Raw genomic sequence first — 14896 nt, forward strand, 5'->3', positions numbered from 1 at the left:
AGGATATATGAATCTAGTATTAAAAGAAATAGCGGTGAACAAAGCAATATTCATTATGTTATTTATTGGATTTGTATTGACAATATGGCCAATCCTGATCGCAATGTCGACGCGAGATTATTATGATGAGAAATTTTATGATAGTAAAAATGGTTATTTTAATTATTACTATTCTGTTCAACTTACTAATATGGGGGAAATCAATTTCGAACAATTTCAGACGCTAGTAGAATCTGATTTTAAAAACGCTAGTGTTATTACAAATGATATTCGTATTACTATTCCGGATATCGGCCACGTAATAATGAATGGTCTCCTTAATAAAAATTGGTCTCCACCTTTGCTAAAAGGTTCACAGATGGAACAAGATGAAGAAAATAGTGTAATAGTGGGGAAGAAAATTTATAAGGATATGGAAACAATAAAATTATTTAATAAGGAATATACAGTTAAAGGCGTAGCTGGAGCAAGTACTGGATATGAGTATAATATTAAAATTTACATCTCTCTAAATGACATGCCAGATGAAGTGAAACAAATGATACAAAATGAAAATACATTTCAAATGATCGTTCGTTCTAACGAAAACCCTAAAAAGGAGATAGATACCTTCATAGAGCATATGAAGCAGAACAATAAAGATATAAATGCCAAAGTGATAAGTGAAAAAGAGAATTTTGAGAAAGACAAAAACTCAAGTAAAGCCGTGAAAGAGTTACTTAGTTTTCCATATAGGCTTTTTTGTATAGCTTTCATTACCAGTATAATAGTAAGTTATTATTGGATTTATACGAAGAAAAAAAGTCTGTCGCTAAGGAAAGCTTTGGGAGCAAGTAATGTAAATCTTTTTATTTTTATATTTAGTCAATTATTCTTATGTGCAATTACTGCATCAGCCTGTGCAATATGCATACAATGGATTTTTAGCACTTTGAGTAAAACTATTATAGAGTCTACAAGCTATAGCATTGGTTTACAGTCTTCTCATATTACAATGTGTGTATTTCTTTCACTTTCTATAGCTTTTTTCCTCTCTGTTATACCATTTGTATATGTGCTTAAAAGTGAACCTGCTAAAGCCTTAAAGGAGTAAAAATGATGAGAATAAAAAGTGCGTTCCTAGCATTAAAAAAGAGATTTCTATTTTCAGTACTTCTGCTAATACAAATTACATTTGGATTAGCAACTATAACGAGTTCAATTAATGTATTTTATAATTTATACCATCTAAACGATAAATCCAGCTCAGTATTAAATGTGGATAAAACATATTTAGTTACTTTTGAAAGGGCGACAGATAGGTTACAAAGCAATCAATTTAATAAAGAGCAAATTCAAGCGGTTTATAATACAATTCATCAAAATAAAGATGTGATTTCGTATGGTACATACGAGGAGAGTTTAATTGAAATAGAATCAAGTAATAGGCCACTTCAAAACAGTATGATTGCTGATTTGAAACATAAAACGTTTCACGATGAAAGACCTACTGTTCAAACAATTGTTGTAGATGAAAATTACTATAAATTGTTACATTTACCTTTAAAACCTGAAGAAGTCTTCTTGCATGAAGACTTTCAAAAAAATAGTGAAGACAAAACAAAGGTATTAATGGGTTCCTACTTTAAGAAATATTTTCAGGTTGGGGATACAATTAATAATCAATATACAATTATAGGCTTTTTGCCAGAGAATAAATTTATCGTAGATAATAATTCAACGAACGTATATTTGAAGTTGGATTACGCAATGATAATGCCTATGTCATTTGATAGATATGAAAACTATGAAGGAATGTTTTTAAGACTGCATCAAAGTACAGTTTTACATTTACAAAAAGATGCCGATATAAAGAAACTAGAAGAATCAATTCAACTTAAAGGAAACGGTGGTACGTTTCATTTGAAAAATTTAGGTGATGAAATAAATATAGATTTTACTCTTAACAGCTATTCTGAAATACCTCAACTTATAATAGGAATATTATTCATTCTATTCTCGATCGTCGGAATTGTAGTAACAACCATTGTTTCTATTTTGATGAGAAAGAGGGAATTTGGTATAAAAATAGTTTTTGGCGAAAGTAAATTTGGAATGTTTATTCAAATTGTTTTAGAAAACATTATTGTAGCAATAGTTGGCTTAGGGATGTCACTAGTTTACTTTTCATGGAGATATGGGAGGCTGTTGCAAATGTCAAAGGATTTTAAAGTAGCATCGGTATTAGACTTTAAATTGGATATGCCTATATTATTTTTAGTATTTCTATTCTTATTATTGATCATCGTTGTCTCAAATGTAATTGTCTTCTTATTTATTAGAAAGCTTGAACCGAAAACATTAATAGGTGGGATGGAATAATGAGTTTAGTTGTATTGAAAGACATTAAGAAGGTGTATAGCAACAAGAACCACAATACGTTCGCGTTAAACGGTATAAACTTAACGATAAATAAGGGGGAAATTATAGCGATAATGGGGCGATCAGGCTCAGGAAAAAGTACCCTATTAAATGTTATAGGATTAATTGATATGCCAGATGAGGGTGAATATACGTTAAATGAAAAAACATTAACTGAAATTAGAGCAAATCAAGTTCATAAAACAAGAAATGAAATGATCGGATTTGTTTTTCAATATTTTGCACTGTTAAAAGAACATACTGTACTGGATAATGTGGCACTACCGCTAACGTATAGAAAACTAAAGCAACGTGAAAGAGAGAATAAGGCGAAGTTCTATTTAGAAAAAGTAGGGTTAAAAGAACAAATGTATAAAACACCGGATGAGTTATCAGGTGGGCAGCAGCAGCGAGTCGCAATTGCAAGAGCGTTAGTAGGTGAACCAGAATTAATATTGGCAGATGAACCGACAGGGAATTTAGATAGAAAAACCGGAGAAGAAATTATGAATCTACTATTACAACTGAATGAAGAAGGACGAACGATTATTATTGTAACTCATGATATTGAGGTAGCGAATAAGTGTAATAGAATTATTGAGTTAGTTGATGGGGAAGTTGTGCGGAGTTAAAAATTCAACTAAGATACATCAAAACAATTGTTTTTTATTTAAGAATCAATGTTGATTTATTTTTCAAAATGGATTCTATTTTTGTTTGTAGAATTAAAATAAAACAACAAATCCACCGTAACTTTTCACACTAATAAATCGTTAAACATATAGAAAAGGTTTTTAATCATGAATGGGGGAGAACTATGAAGATTCTAATTCTAGGTGGTACACGTTTTTTAGGAAGAGCTTATGTAGAGGAGGCGTTGAAAAGGGGACATGACGTTACATTATTCAATCGCGGAACAAACAATGAAATTTTCCCTGAAGTGGAGCAGCTTATCGGTGACAGAAATGGTGATGTATCAAGTTTAGAAAATCGAAAATGGGATGTTGTCGTGGACACATGTGGGTTTTCTCCGCATCACATTCGGAATATTGGAGATGTCTTAAAAGATAATATAAAACATTATATATTCATCTCAAGCCTTTCCGTATATAAGGATTGGATCCCGCATGACATAAAAGAAGACTATATATTACAACCTGAACCAACGGAAGAGCAAATAAAGGCTGTAGAGAATGGTGAAATATCTTATTATGAGCATTATGGTGCACTAAAAGTATTATGTGAAAAAGAAGCAGAGAAATATTGGCCGGGGCGTGTTTTACACGTAAGAGCAGGACTTCTTTCAGGAATGTTCGATTATACAGATCGACTTCCATACTGGATCGGGCGTGTAGCAAAAGGAGGTAAAGTGTTAGTTCCAGGAAGAAAAGACCGTCCAGTACAGATAGTTGATATAAAAGACGTCGCAAACTGGGGACTAAACATGGCAGAAAACAATAAAGCAGGTACATTCAATGTAACAGGTCCGAACTATGAATTGACGATGGAAGAGCTATTAAATACGTGTAAAAAGGTTACGAATAGTGATGCTGCATTCGTTTGGATAGATGAATCGTTTATGAATGAACATAAAGTGCAGCCTTGGACAGATATGCCTTTATGGCTTCCTGAAACTTTTTCATTAGAAGGTGAGACGAAGCCGTGGAAAGGTGGTTTTTCTATTAGTATTGAAAGTGCTGTTAAAGAAGGACTTACTTTTAGGAGGTTAAAACATACAGTTACAGATGTGTATGAGTGGATAAAGAGTGTGGATGAATTGGAATTAAAAGCAGGTATTTCAGGTGAGAGGGAGAAAGATTTGTTAGAAAATTGGTATCAATAAATTTAGATGAGCCCTTTGAATATACTTGATTGCACATAAGGAGGAGTAAAGGTGATGTGGAAAAATACCATTCACAGTATCTCACCAAACTTAAGTTTGAAAAAACCAGCTACGAAGGATGAACTCGCTGAAGTTCACAAAAATTTGCAGGTGGAGTTACCAAATGATTTAAATCAATTATTACAGGAAACAAACGGTGTAGAAGGTGAATACGGGGATTTTATATGGTCTACTTCAAAAATTAAAACTGAAAATATGAATATGAGAAATATAGTTGATTTCAAGGATTTATATATGCCTTTTGACTGTTTATTATTTTTTGCTGATGGCGGAAATGGTGATTTGTTTGGTTATTCCATTTTGAACGGAATCGTGCAAAGAGACGATATATATGTATGGAATCATGAAAATGATAGTAGAACTTGGGTTGCTCCTTCGTTAGAAACGTTTATGAAGTGGTGGGAAAGTGGGAAGATAAAAATTTAAAAATAGTATCATGAAAAACGCCTTGTTACGAAAGAAACAAGGCGTTTTTGACAATCAACTAATCTACCAGTTTATGGGTTCTTCCCCGTACATGTCCCATAACTTAGGAAACATCTTTTTTAATTCTTCTTCGTCATCTTCATCCCAGTCTAACTTGATATCAACTTCCTCAGATTGTTCTTCTATTTCAAACTCTTTTGCTTTCACACTACCAGCTGTGCCAATTTCTCCGTAAACACAACGTAGTCTTTATACCGCATTAGATAGCAGTAAGACCTCCACCTCAAAATCGAGCAAATACGAGGAAGACTGGGATAAATAAGTTGTATGAATTACATGTATTATTAGATTGTGTTCGTGACTATATTTTGGAAATTTTCTGTTGATTTACAATGTACGATAGTATATATTGTATATAAAGTATATATACAATATTTTTAAAAAGAGGTATTTGCATGCAAATCGTTATTACGAACACTTCAAAGGAACCTATTTATGAACAAATTGGTGTCCAAATAAAAAAACTTATTTTACTAGGTGATTTAAAGCAAGGAGATGCTCTTCCTTCAATGCGTCAGTTAGCAAAAGATTTAAGAGTAAGTATTATTACAACGAAAAGAGCATATGAAGAACTGGAAAAAGACGGTTTTATTTATTCAATTGTCGGAAGGGGGTCCTTTGTAGCGGAACAAAACATTGAAACTATGAAAGAAAAAAAATTAAAGACAGTTGAAGAAAAGTTGTGTGAAGCGATTCAAAATGCTAAACAAATGGATGTTTCTTTAAATGATCTAAAAGAAATGCTTACAATTTTATACGAGGAGGAAAACTCTTGGAAAACGTAATAGAACTTCAAAATGTCAGTAAATCTTTTAAAGGATTTCAAATTAAAAATTTTTCGATGGAAGTAAAAAAAGGATTTGTTACGGGTTTTATTGGGGGAAATGGATCAGGTAAATCTACAACGATTAAAATGATTATGAATCTAATGAACCCGGATAGTGGAAATGTCTCCTTATTTGGCATGAACTATTCGACTGATGCGAAGCGAATTAAAGAAAGAATTGGTTTCGTTTATGACGATAATGTGTTTTATGAAGAACTCACATTAAAGGAAATTACTAAAATTATTGCGCCTGCTTATAAAAAATGGGATTTTAACCAATTTACATATTATAAAGATCTGTTCGAATTACCATTAAATAAAAAAATGAAAACATTCTCCAAAGGAATGAAAATGAAAGCCTCTCTTGCAATTGCTCTTTCACATCATGCTGAACTAATTATTATGGATGAGCCTACTTCCGGACTCGATCCGGTATTTAGAAGAGAATTATTGGATGTTTTACAAAATATTATGCAGGATGGTGAGAAAACTATCTTTTTCTCATCTCATATTACAACGGATTTAGACCGCATTGCCGATTATATTACATTTATTCAAAATGGGAAGCATATTTTTACAAAAGATATTTATGCCATTGCAGAAGATTATATTTTGGTCAAAGGACCACTAGATATGTTAGATTTTGATACTGAGCGTGAATTTATATCTGTATGTAAGGCAAATACAGGTTTCGAGGGATTGATTGAAAATGTAAATTCTATCGAAACTTTATTTAATAAAGAAGTGGTGATTGAAAAACCAAGTTTAGAGGATATTATGTATTTCATGAAAAAGGGGGAGTCATGATGCTTAATTTAATTAAAAAGGATTTGATTTTACAAAAAACTTTTTTACCTGCTTATCTCTTATTTCTAGTTACCTATTTGTGGGCCGGCATGGATGTAGCATATGTCATAATCATTTGTAGTGCCGTTTTTGTAATTAACACATATCAATCTGATGATAAAGATAATGCTAATATTTTAGTAAACTCATTACCGTATACTAGGAAGGAAATTATAAGTTCAAAATACGTTGGAACCTTATTTTTTACAATAGTAATCATCCCATTTTGTTTAGTTGGAAAATATTTCATTTTAGACAGCATGGAATTTCAACTTTCCTTAGAAAGTTACATCCTAGGCTTCTTGGCAGTCATGCTGATTACTGCATTTTACATCCCATTTTTTGTTGCATTTAAAGTGAAAACACTTGTACCAGTTTTTATATTTTTATCTATTGGAGTTATATATTTAATGCGAAATACTCCATATTTATTAAATAAATATGCTAATGGCGTACTGACCTTTTTAAAAGAGATTTCAGATTTGAAATTATTTCTTATATTTGCTGTCATAGCAGTGGGGTGCTATGGGGTTTCATGGATATTATCTATTCGTATCTATCAGAACAAGGCTCTTTAATAGCAAGTTCTAAAAGGAGGATCATTTAAATGACATCAAAAAAAGGGCGTCCTATTCGAATACGAAATTGGCTGAAAACTCTTGGAGCATTTTTCGTTATGCAACTAATTTTTATCGTCCTTGATATGAATTCGTGGATACCGAACTTCAAGGAAGGAGGAGTTGGGGAGCGTCTCGTTAATGCAGAGTTCTTTACGGAATGGTTCGCTCCTTATAAAACAAAGCAATTTAACGTATTAACGGTAGTTATGGCTATTTTACTATTCCTAAATGTATTAACAAGTGTAATAAAAGACGCTTTTTCTAGAAAAAAAATTAATTAGCACATAAGTTGACCTTGCATCTTTTTTAATAATGTCTTAACAATATTTAAAAACAACAGGGGAAAGATAAAAACTCCACTTATTGAAGTTTTACTCTATCTTTCACAACGATTTTCTAAAACTTATTTGATTTCTCAGTTTGCTGGATTAATAACGTTTCCATTCGTACCCCCATAATGTTTTTCTAGTGTGCCCTATGATTGTATCATATGTATATACCTGTAATGACAAAGGATAAGTCTAATTATCAGAAAGTTCGAAACTTATTGAATGGAATGAAAAAAATAGTAATCTTATTTGTACAGCATATACATAATAGTTTTATAGCGATTTTGAAATAAAGTATAGGGGGCAATGGTATGGATCTAACATTTAAAGTTGAAGAAACATGTTTTAATTATCGCGTCGGCGCAATTTGTAAACACGATAATAACATACTCATTCTGCAAGGTGACGGTGAAGATTTTTGGTACGTACCAGGCGGTAGAGTAAAAATACTAGAGAAGAGTGAAGATGCATTAAAACGAGAGCTTGCGGAAGAGATAGGTGTTCCTATTAAAAGGAAAAGGTTAATATGGTCAGTAGAAAATTTCTTTACACTTTCTGAGCGAAAGTTTCATGAAATTAGTTTTTACTATGAAGTAGAGCTACATGAGTTACCTGCGAATGGAGCGGATCAATATATTTTGGAAGAAGAGGGTAGAACGTATTTGTTTAGATGGGTGCCAGTAGAAGAACTGCATACATTTAACTTACAGCCTGCATTTATAAAAGAGAAAGTAAAGGATATAGCAGTTCATACAGAACATATCGTTTTACAAAAATAAACGTATTCGGAGGAGAAGACGGTGAAGGGGACTAAAAAAGAGGTACATATAAATGACAAAGTAATTCGTTACACACATATCGAAAAAGGTTCTAGTACGGTTTGCTTTATGTTTTCAGGTTCAGGATACAATTATGATAAGCCGTTATTTTATTACGCAACGATGTTAATGCTTGAACATAAAATTGATGTTGTACATATTCATTATTCCTATGATGGACAATTAATGAATAAACCAATGGAAGAAGTAACGAAAGTAATGATGGATGATATTAATCCTGTAATAAATGAAGTATTAAAAGATGAGCAATACAACGAGACTATGTTTTTAGGGAAGTCACTCGGAACAATTCCGATTGCAAATGATTTAATGAAGAGAGAAGAATTCGCGCAGTCAAAAATGATACTACTTACACCTTTACTGACGTTTGATACAATTTTTGATTCTATCTTACATAGTCGACACGAAGGGTTTTTAGTTATTGGGGATAAAGATCACCAATACAATGCAGATCAAATTGATCAGTTATATAAAACGAATTTACAGATTGAAGTTGTCAAAAATGCAAATCATTCTGTAAATGTTGGGGGATATGAAACGGAAAATTCAATTGAGGCTATAGCGAAAATAATAGGAAAACTTAAAGAAGTTGTTAGGACAAACTAACCTATTAATACATGCAAAAGAGGTGCGAATTGCACCTCTTTTACTTTAATAAGCCTTCAAAACATGAAGCAAATAATCCTTACGATTCAGCGGATTATAATCAACACGTTTTCGAGTAGGGAAGGGAGCCTTTAGTTTTTTGTAACCAGATGGTTTCGTTGTAAATATGCCTTCTCCTTCTGTAAATGAATGAAGCATGCGTTTAAAATTCTCTGTTTTCGCAACAGGTAATGATCCTGTTAATTGGTAAGAATTATTATATAATATAGGCTCTGCAAAAGTTGCTGGAACGGCAGCGAGCTTATACATTGCGGTACTAATTGCCTGCTCCGGTACAGTTAATTCAAACTCATTTACTGGTTCATATACATATGTTTCAGCTTGCTTTAAAGCATCCATTAATACGATCGGTGTCAAATTTCTAAAGTCACTCGCTGTTGTAACAGGACTAGCATAACCAGTATGTGTTAACGTGACCATAACATCTGTAACTTCCCAACCATATAAACCTTGTTTTAACGTTTGAAATACTGTATCTTCAATTGCTTTATGAAATGCTAAAGGCAATGAACCAAGCTCAACACCTAATTTATACGTTATGCCAGAGTTAAGTTCACCACGTTCAATTTTAAAACCAATTGTTGCGTAAAATGGATTCGCTTTTTCACCCATGACTTCAACGGAATTCCCAATGCCAATTGGCTTTTCAATACATACAACTCGCGTATTTGAGAAAGTAACCTGTAAGTTATATTTATCATAAAGTGTTGTTTCGATAACCTCTTTTTGTACTTCACCGAAAAGGCGAATATAAAGTTCATTATGAACATCATCTTTCCACACTTTAATGAGTGGATCTTCTTCACAGAGTTCCATAAGTGCAGCGTATAAATCATGAATTCGCTCTTTAGGTACCGCATCAATGGCAGCTTCCATTTGTGGTTCGGCAAAGTGAATATCTTTTATATAATCCGTACGTTCACCGATAATATCACCAATTTTAATATCATTCAGCCCCCACACTTTACAAAACTCACCGCTAGGAACGGTAGAAGTTTGAACGGTATCTCCATTATGAAATAGGCACATTTTTTTTATCTTTTCTTTATGGAATAGAGACTTACTGCGCTGTATATCAACATATTTTCTAACATGTAAGCTACCTGAAAAAACTCTTATATAAGCAACCTTTTCTCCAGAAGGTTCACGTTCAATTTTAAACACAACACCGGATAATGTTTCGTTTTCTGCCGACTTATTAGCTGGAAATAAGGTTGAAGTATTTTCGAGCAGTTCAGTTACACCTATACCTGTCATGGCTGAACCGAAAAAGATTGGGTACACATTTGCTTGCTGTATTTGTTTTTCGAGTTCTTCTCTTAATAATACGTCCGGTACGATTTCATCATTTACATATGACGCAAGTAACGATTCATTATATGGTGCTAACAGTTCCATACAATCGTCATATGATTTGTATGGAATAATCCGGGCTTCTTTCGTTCCTTCGTTTTGGGCAGAGTAGAAAGGGAATGCTTCATTTGAAAGAATCTCTTTTATTTGTTTCATAACTTTTTCAGTATTTGCGCCATTACGATCAATTTTATTTACGAATAATATTGTTGGTATGTTTAGTTTCTGCAATGTCCGCATTAAAATTTTTGTTTGTGCTTGCACACCTTCAACGGCAGAAATAACTAAAATTGCACCGTCTAAAACGCGGAATGATCGCTCTACTTCAGCGATAAAATCAGCGTGTCCAGGTGTATCAATGACATTTACTTTTACATCATCAATAAAGAAAGAAACGACAGATGCTTTAATCGTAATTCCGCGTTGTCTTTCTAATTCCATTGAGTCAGTTTGTGTATTACCACTATCAACTCGGCCAATTTCTTTAATCACATTCGTTTCATAAAGAATACGCTCAGTCAAACTCGTCTTGCCAGCGTCTACGTGCGCAACAATCCCTATATTTATTGTTGTCATATATCAATATCCTCATTTCATTTTCCATTTTCATTTCCTCATTTCTATTTGTGTATTGCCGCATTATCAATCACTCTCCAGTTCTTTAAATTAGTATTATTATAGTGCAATTAACATTATTTGTAACGCTACAAAGCGCCTTAATTTGGAAAAAATAAAATGAAAACAAAATGCTTGCATTCTAAATCGATATAGATTATATTAATTGATATATCAACTATTGATACATCAAATGTTTTTATTTTGATTGTAAAGGAGGGTTAATTTGACAAGTTCATGCTCAAAAGAAGCGATTATTTTATATAAATTACACTTTCTAAATAAAGAAGTAAGTTCGAAATTTGAAGGGTGTACGGGTATGAGCCAGTCTCGATTAGAGCTTATACTTCAGTTATATGAAGTAGGTGAAATTAGTCAAAAAGCACTTCAACAAGAAGTGAATATTGATAATGCTGCGATAACAAGGCATTTAAAGCAGCTTGAGGCCAATGAAATGATTGTAAGACGTAAAAATCCAGATGATAACAGAATTACGTTAGTTTCTCTTACTGAAGAGGGACGAAATAAAATTCAAGCGTTTCAAGAGGAAAAAGAACGTTTTGCAGCATCTGCATTTAAAGGATTAAGTGAGGAAGAACGCGATAATCTTTTAAATATGTTAAATCACATTCAAGAAAATATAAAAGAATTATAAAAAAGGGAGAATACAACTATGACTAACTCAGTAAAAACAAATGATTTTAACGAAATTTTAACAGGACGTCGTTCAATTCGTAAGTACGACCCAACAGTAAAAATTAGCAAAGAAGAAATGACAGAAATTCTTACAGAAGCAACACTTGCACCATCTTCAGTAAACATGCAACCATGGAGATTCGTAGTAATTGAAAGTGACGAAGCAAAAGCAACACTTGCGCCACTTGCGAAATTCAATCAATCTCAAGTAGAAACATCTTCAGCAATGATCGCTGTGTTTGGTGACTTAAACAATTTTGATAACGCAGAAGAAATTTACGGTACAGCAGTAGAACGTGGTTTAATGCCAGCTGAAGTAAAAGAAGATCAAATGAAAAAACTTTCAGGTTACTTCTCAATGGTTACACCAGAAGTAATGAAAGATACGGTATTAATTGACGGTGGTCTTGTAGCGATGCAATTTATGCTAGCAGCTCGTGCTCACGGCTATGACACTTGCCCAATTGGTGGATTTGAAAAAGACCAAATCGCAGAAGCATTTGGACTAGATAAAGAACGCTACGTACCAGTAATGCTAATTTCAATCGGAAAAGCTGCTGACAGTGGTTACCAATCAGTACGTCTTCCAATTGAAAAAGTTGCTGAGTGGAAGTAATCTAATTAGGTCATAGAAATATATGGAATATGAAAGGGGAAACACCATGATTATTATTCACGCAATATTTCAAGTAGACCCAGCAAAACAACAAGCATTTTTAGAAGAAATTCAGCCACTCATTCATGGTTCAAGAGAAGAAAGTGGAAATGTATCTTATGACTTATATAAAGATACAGAAAAAGAAAGTGTTTATACGATGGTAGAAGTATGGAAAGATGAAGCAGCAGTTGCGAGCCATAATACGAGTGAACACTTCACATCTTTCGTTAGTAAAGCAGCACAATTTTTAACTGCTCCGCTTAATATAAAAGCTTATAATGGAGAATTAGTAAAATAATAAGGTAGAAAAAGATGACTTTAGCATATGGCTGAAGTCATCTTTTTTGTATAAGTAGAATCCATTTTGGACTCAGTTATGTTGATAGATAAGTGTTGCTCTTATCCTCAGTAACTGTGGTGAATTGTATGTTAAATTCGAACATTCGGTTTATTGGGATATTTTTCCGTGGTATAATTTTCTTGTAAATAAAAGGTAGAGGGGAGTAAGTAATGGGAGAATTTCAAAGTAATTTGCATACGGCAACACAACTTGCAACGAAAATGAGAACTGCTTCAGATAGAATGCAAAGTGCTACTAGTCGCTCTATAAATAAGGCAACGCGTACGACACTATCTGTGAACTTTAAAGCACAAGAAGCAAATCAACAAAATTTACAGATCACGAAACAATTTTGTACTGCTTTTCAACAAACAATTGATAATATCCATTCCGTAGCAAATGAATTTGAGAAAATGGATACCGGACTTCAAAAGACTTTTCAATAATGTAACAGCCTACGTAAAGGGGAAAAGGTAGGGAGAAAAGATGACTTAAGAAATTGAAATGAGAATCAGTCAATGTAATCAAAAATTACGAATTATATTTGAAGAACAAAATAAAAACCGAATGGCGCTGCAAAATTAAGAACGAGCTGAGGTTAGTTTTCATGAATGGAAAAATAGAAGCAATCGTTTATTTAACCGAATACTAGAAACTTGGCACGGCGACAAAGAAGTGTTTCACCTTTTTACGAATATGCGGCAAGAAATCGGACAGTATGAAAGAAAACTTACATTCGAATTAGAAAATGAAAAAGAGACGTTGCTTAAAGAAAAACGGCATCTCAGTGAGAAAGAAAACGACCTTTCCTATGAACAGCAGCAACTACAAAGGGAGGCCAATACATGAGTTTAAACATGTATTTGGGAGAAGTACAAAGTCAAACTCAAAGTATGAACGCTATATGTAATGCTACGATTCAAAGTATGGAACAAGCGATTCAATCTATTGATGCCTTTGCGATAGATACAGTATTACAAGGACAAACATACAGTAGTGCAAAATCCTACCTTGTCCAAACATTTCGGCCATTAGCGCAAGGAATCATATGCTTATGTGAAGAATTAATTCGCCAAAATGAAGCATTTCCAAATGAGTTCCAAGCGAAAGTTGCTTCGACAGATGTGATTGAACAAGAAATAAGAGAACAAATAAGGGGAATTAATCAATCGATTACAAGTATAGAAGCAATAGAAGTACTTACACCAATGCCCGGAGTAGGTGCAATTGTAACGGTATTAGGTGCAATGAGAAAAAAACTGGAAGAAAAACTAGAGCATTTATATGAATTCAATCATTCATCCAGCAACAACTACAGCACCGCTCTCCAATTAGCAGCTAGCATCACAGCCGGACTCGCTGAAGTGCAAAGTGGGAAAGGATTTAGTCCTGTGAGTGGTACGTTTCATAGTGAAAAGTTAAATATGGAATGGGCAAAGCAAATTCAAATAATTATAGAAGAGAAAATACGGAAATCTGATAATGGTATTGGAAAAAGTGTAGACTTAGAGCACAATGTGTATAACGACATTGAAGGAATAAGCAGCGAAAATCAATCTATCAATAATAGATTTACAAAAGAAGAGATACAAGCGACACAAAAATACCTTGAAGGAATTAAAAATGGTACAATAAAAGGGAATATAGGTGAGGATTTCCAAGTTGAAACCGATGATTATGAAATGGAGCATAACATTTTTGGCCAGCCAGTCGGTGGTAGAAGGCCAGTACTCAATCCTTTTTTAATCGGTGTGGCGAAGTTTGGATTCGATTTTCTCTTTGGTGATCTTTTCACACTCTTTGACCCAGAAGCTACCTATGGTGAAAAACTCCTAGCAGTTGGGATGATGACTCCATATGGGAAAGGTGTAAAAATAGTTGATAAACTTCATGATTTAAAAAAGGTTGGAGATGTGAAGAAAGCAACGTCTGGGAGTGCGGGTGTTGCTAAGGGTACGGGTAAGACTACAGAACCATACGATGTAGTACCGTATAGGCCAAGCAATTCACCACTAGAAAATCATCATGGCGTTATGGATGTATGGGCTAAACATAATGTCCCCGATTATGTTAGTAGAGGGGCGAATACTCCAACTATAGCTTTAACTAAAGAGCAACACAATGCTACTAAAGCTGTTTATAGACAATGGCTCTTTGAAAAAACAGGGAAAAAGGTTGGAGGTAAAGTAGATTGGAAATCTGTTTCACCAAAAGAAATACAAGAATTGACGGAAAAAATGTTTGATGCTGCGAATGTACCACGTTTAGCTAGACAAGAGTATTATAGGGCCTTTAATCAATATAATTTTAGGGAGTAAT

General features: G+C 33.5%; 17 protein-coding genes and 2 pseudogenes. 17 read left to right on the top strand and 2 right to left on the bottom strand.

Going from position 1 to position 14896, the window contains the following annotated elements; genetic code table 11:
- Nucleotides 1-7 precede the first annotated feature (7 nt).
- The 5 genes from AC1Q8N_RS01105 (at nt 8) to AC1Q8N_RS01125 (ending at nt 4729) form a co-directional block, all read left to right on the top strand.
- A complete protein-coding gene (locus AC1Q8N_RS01105) occupies nt 8-1093 on the top strand; it encodes an FtsX-like permease family protein (protein WP_098079332.1) in 1086 nt (361 codons plus the stop codon).
- Between the two features lie 2 nt (nt 1094-1095).
- A complete protein-coding gene (locus tag AC1Q8N_RS01110; RefSeq protein ID WP_170957017.1) occupies nt 1096-2361 on the top strand; it encodes an ABC transporter permease in 1266 nt (421 codons plus the stop codon).
- Nucleotides 2361-3032 (top strand): ABC transporter ATP-binding protein, encoded by a 672-nt coding sequence (locus tag AC1Q8N_RS01115; protein WP_098079327.1) that lies wholly within the window; start codon nt 2361-2363, stop codon nt 3030-3032. The genes AC1Q8N_RS01110 and AC1Q8N_RS01115 overlap by 1 nt, the downstream gene beginning before the upstream one ends.
- Before the next feature lie 185 nt (nt 3033-3217).
- On the top strand, nt 3218-4243 hold the full coding sequence (locus tag AC1Q8N_RS01120; RefSeq protein WP_098079324.1) for an SDR family oxidoreductase: 1026 nt from the start codon (nt 3218-3220) through the stop codon (nt 4241-4243).
- A gap of 54 nt (nt 4244-4297) precedes the next feature.
- The gene (locus AC1Q8N_RS01125; protein WP_048547725.1) at nt 4298-4729 is read left to right on the top strand and encodes an SMI1/KNR4 family protein; all 432 of its coding nucleotides are present in this window, start codon (nt 4298-4300) and stop codon (nt 4727-4729) included.
- A 63-nt stretch (nt 4730-4792) separates the two neighbouring features.
- Here AC1Q8N_RS01125 and AC1Q8N_RS01130 read toward each other — a convergent pair.
- Nucleotides 4793-4894, bottom strand: a pseudogene (locus AC1Q8N_RS01130) (DUF4240 domain-containing protein); the annotation flags it as partial.
- 290 nt (nt 4895-5184) lie between these two features.
- On the opposite strand from AC1Q8N_RS01130, the gene AC1Q8N_RS01135 reads away from it, so the two are divergent.
- From AC1Q8N_RS01135 to AC1Q8N_RS01160, 6 genes are all read left to right on the top strand, one after another.
- Nucleotides 5185-5574, top strand: a complete 390-nt coding sequence (locus tag AC1Q8N_RS01135; protein WP_001167593.1) for a GntR family transcriptional regulator — start codon at nt 5185-5187, stop codon at nt 5572-5574.
- Complete coding sequence (locus AC1Q8N_RS01140; RefSeq protein ID WP_048547723.1) at nt 5562-6422, top strand: ABC transporter ATP-binding protein; 861 nt, start codon at nt 5562-5564, stop codon at nt 6420-6422. The genes AC1Q8N_RS01135 and AC1Q8N_RS01140 overlap by 13 nt, the downstream gene beginning before the upstream one ends.
- Nucleotides 6422-7039: an ABC-2 transporter permease gene (locus tag AC1Q8N_RS01145; protein ID WP_000933342.1), complete on the top strand. Its 618-nt coding sequence runs from the start codon at nt 6422-6424 to the stop codon at nt 7037-7039. Before AC1Q8N_RS01140 ends, AC1Q8N_RS01145 begins: the two co-directional genes overlap by 1 nt.
- Before the next feature lie 29 nt (nt 7040-7068).
- Nucleotides 7069-7362, top strand: a complete 294-nt coding sequence (locus AC1Q8N_RS01150; RefSeq protein ID WP_048547721.1) for a YfzA family protein — start codon at nt 7069-7071, stop codon at nt 7360-7362.
- Nucleotides 7363-7721: 359 nt separating this feature from the next.
- The gene (locus AC1Q8N_RS01155; RefSeq protein ID WP_493521008.1) at nt 7722-8189 is read left to right on the top strand and encodes an NUDIX hydrolase; all 468 of its coding nucleotides are present in this window, start codon (nt 7722-7724) and stop codon (nt 8187-8189) included.
- A gap of 21 nt (nt 8190-8210) precedes the next feature.
- Nucleotides 8211-8855 carry a hypothetical protein gene (locus AC1Q8N_RS01160; RefSeq protein WP_000679153.1) on the top strand — a complete coding sequence of 215 codons (645 nt, stop codon included), beginning with the start codon at nt 8211-8213 and terminating at the stop codon, nt 8853-8855.
- A 45-nt stretch (nt 8856-8900) separates the two neighbouring features.
- Here the strand turns inward: AC1Q8N_RS01160 and AC1Q8N_RS01165 are convergent, their stop codons facing one another.
- Nucleotides 8901-10844: a GTP-binding protein gene (locus tag AC1Q8N_RS01165; RefSeq protein WP_493521009.1), complete on the bottom strand. Its 1944-nt coding sequence runs from the start codon at nt 10842-10844 to the stop codon at nt 8901-8903.
- 265 nt (nt 10845-11109) lie between these two features.
- Between AC1Q8N_RS01165 and AC1Q8N_RS01170 the strand changes: the two genes are divergently transcribed.
- From AC1Q8N_RS01170 to AC1Q8N_RS01195, 6 genes and pseudogenes are all read left to right on the top strand, one after another.
- Nucleotides 11110-11538, top strand: a complete 429-nt coding sequence (locus AC1Q8N_RS01170) for a MarR family winged helix-turn-helix transcriptional regulator (RefSeq protein ID WP_000204172.1) — start codon at nt 11110-11112, stop codon at nt 11536-11538.
- An 18-nt stretch (nt 11539-11556) separates the two neighbouring features.
- A complete protein-coding gene (locus AC1Q8N_RS01175) occupies nt 11557-12195 on the top strand; it encodes a nitroreductase family protein (RefSeq protein WP_048547718.1) in 639 nt (212 codons plus the stop codon).
- 46 nt (nt 12196-12241) lie between these two features.
- Nucleotides 12242-12535 (top strand): putative quinol monooxygenase, encoded by a 294-nt coding sequence (locus tag AC1Q8N_RS01180; RefSeq protein WP_000583805.1) that lies wholly within the window; start codon nt 12242-12244, stop codon nt 12533-12535.
- A gap of 212 nt (nt 12536-12747) precedes the next feature.
- Complete coding sequence (locus AC1Q8N_RS01185; protein ID WP_017763328.1) at nt 12748-13023, top strand: TIGR04197 family type VII secretion effector; 276 nt, start codon at nt 12748-12750, stop codon at nt 13021-13023.
- Between the two features lie 58 nt (nt 13024-13081).
- Nucleotides 13082-13426, top strand: a pseudogene (locus AC1Q8N_RS01190) (DUF3958 family protein).
- Nucleotides 13423-14895, top strand: coding sequence for a T7SS effector LXG polymorphic toxin (locus AC1Q8N_RS01195; protein ID WP_098079311.1), 1473 nt, complete (start codon nt 13423-13425; stop codon nt 14893-14895). Before AC1Q8N_RS01190 ends, AC1Q8N_RS01195 begins: the two are co-directional and overlap by 4 nt.
- The last annotated feature ends 1 nt before the right edge of the window (nt 14896 follow it).

This window comes from Bacillus sp. GW823-FHT06B01 (assembly GCF_058952315.1).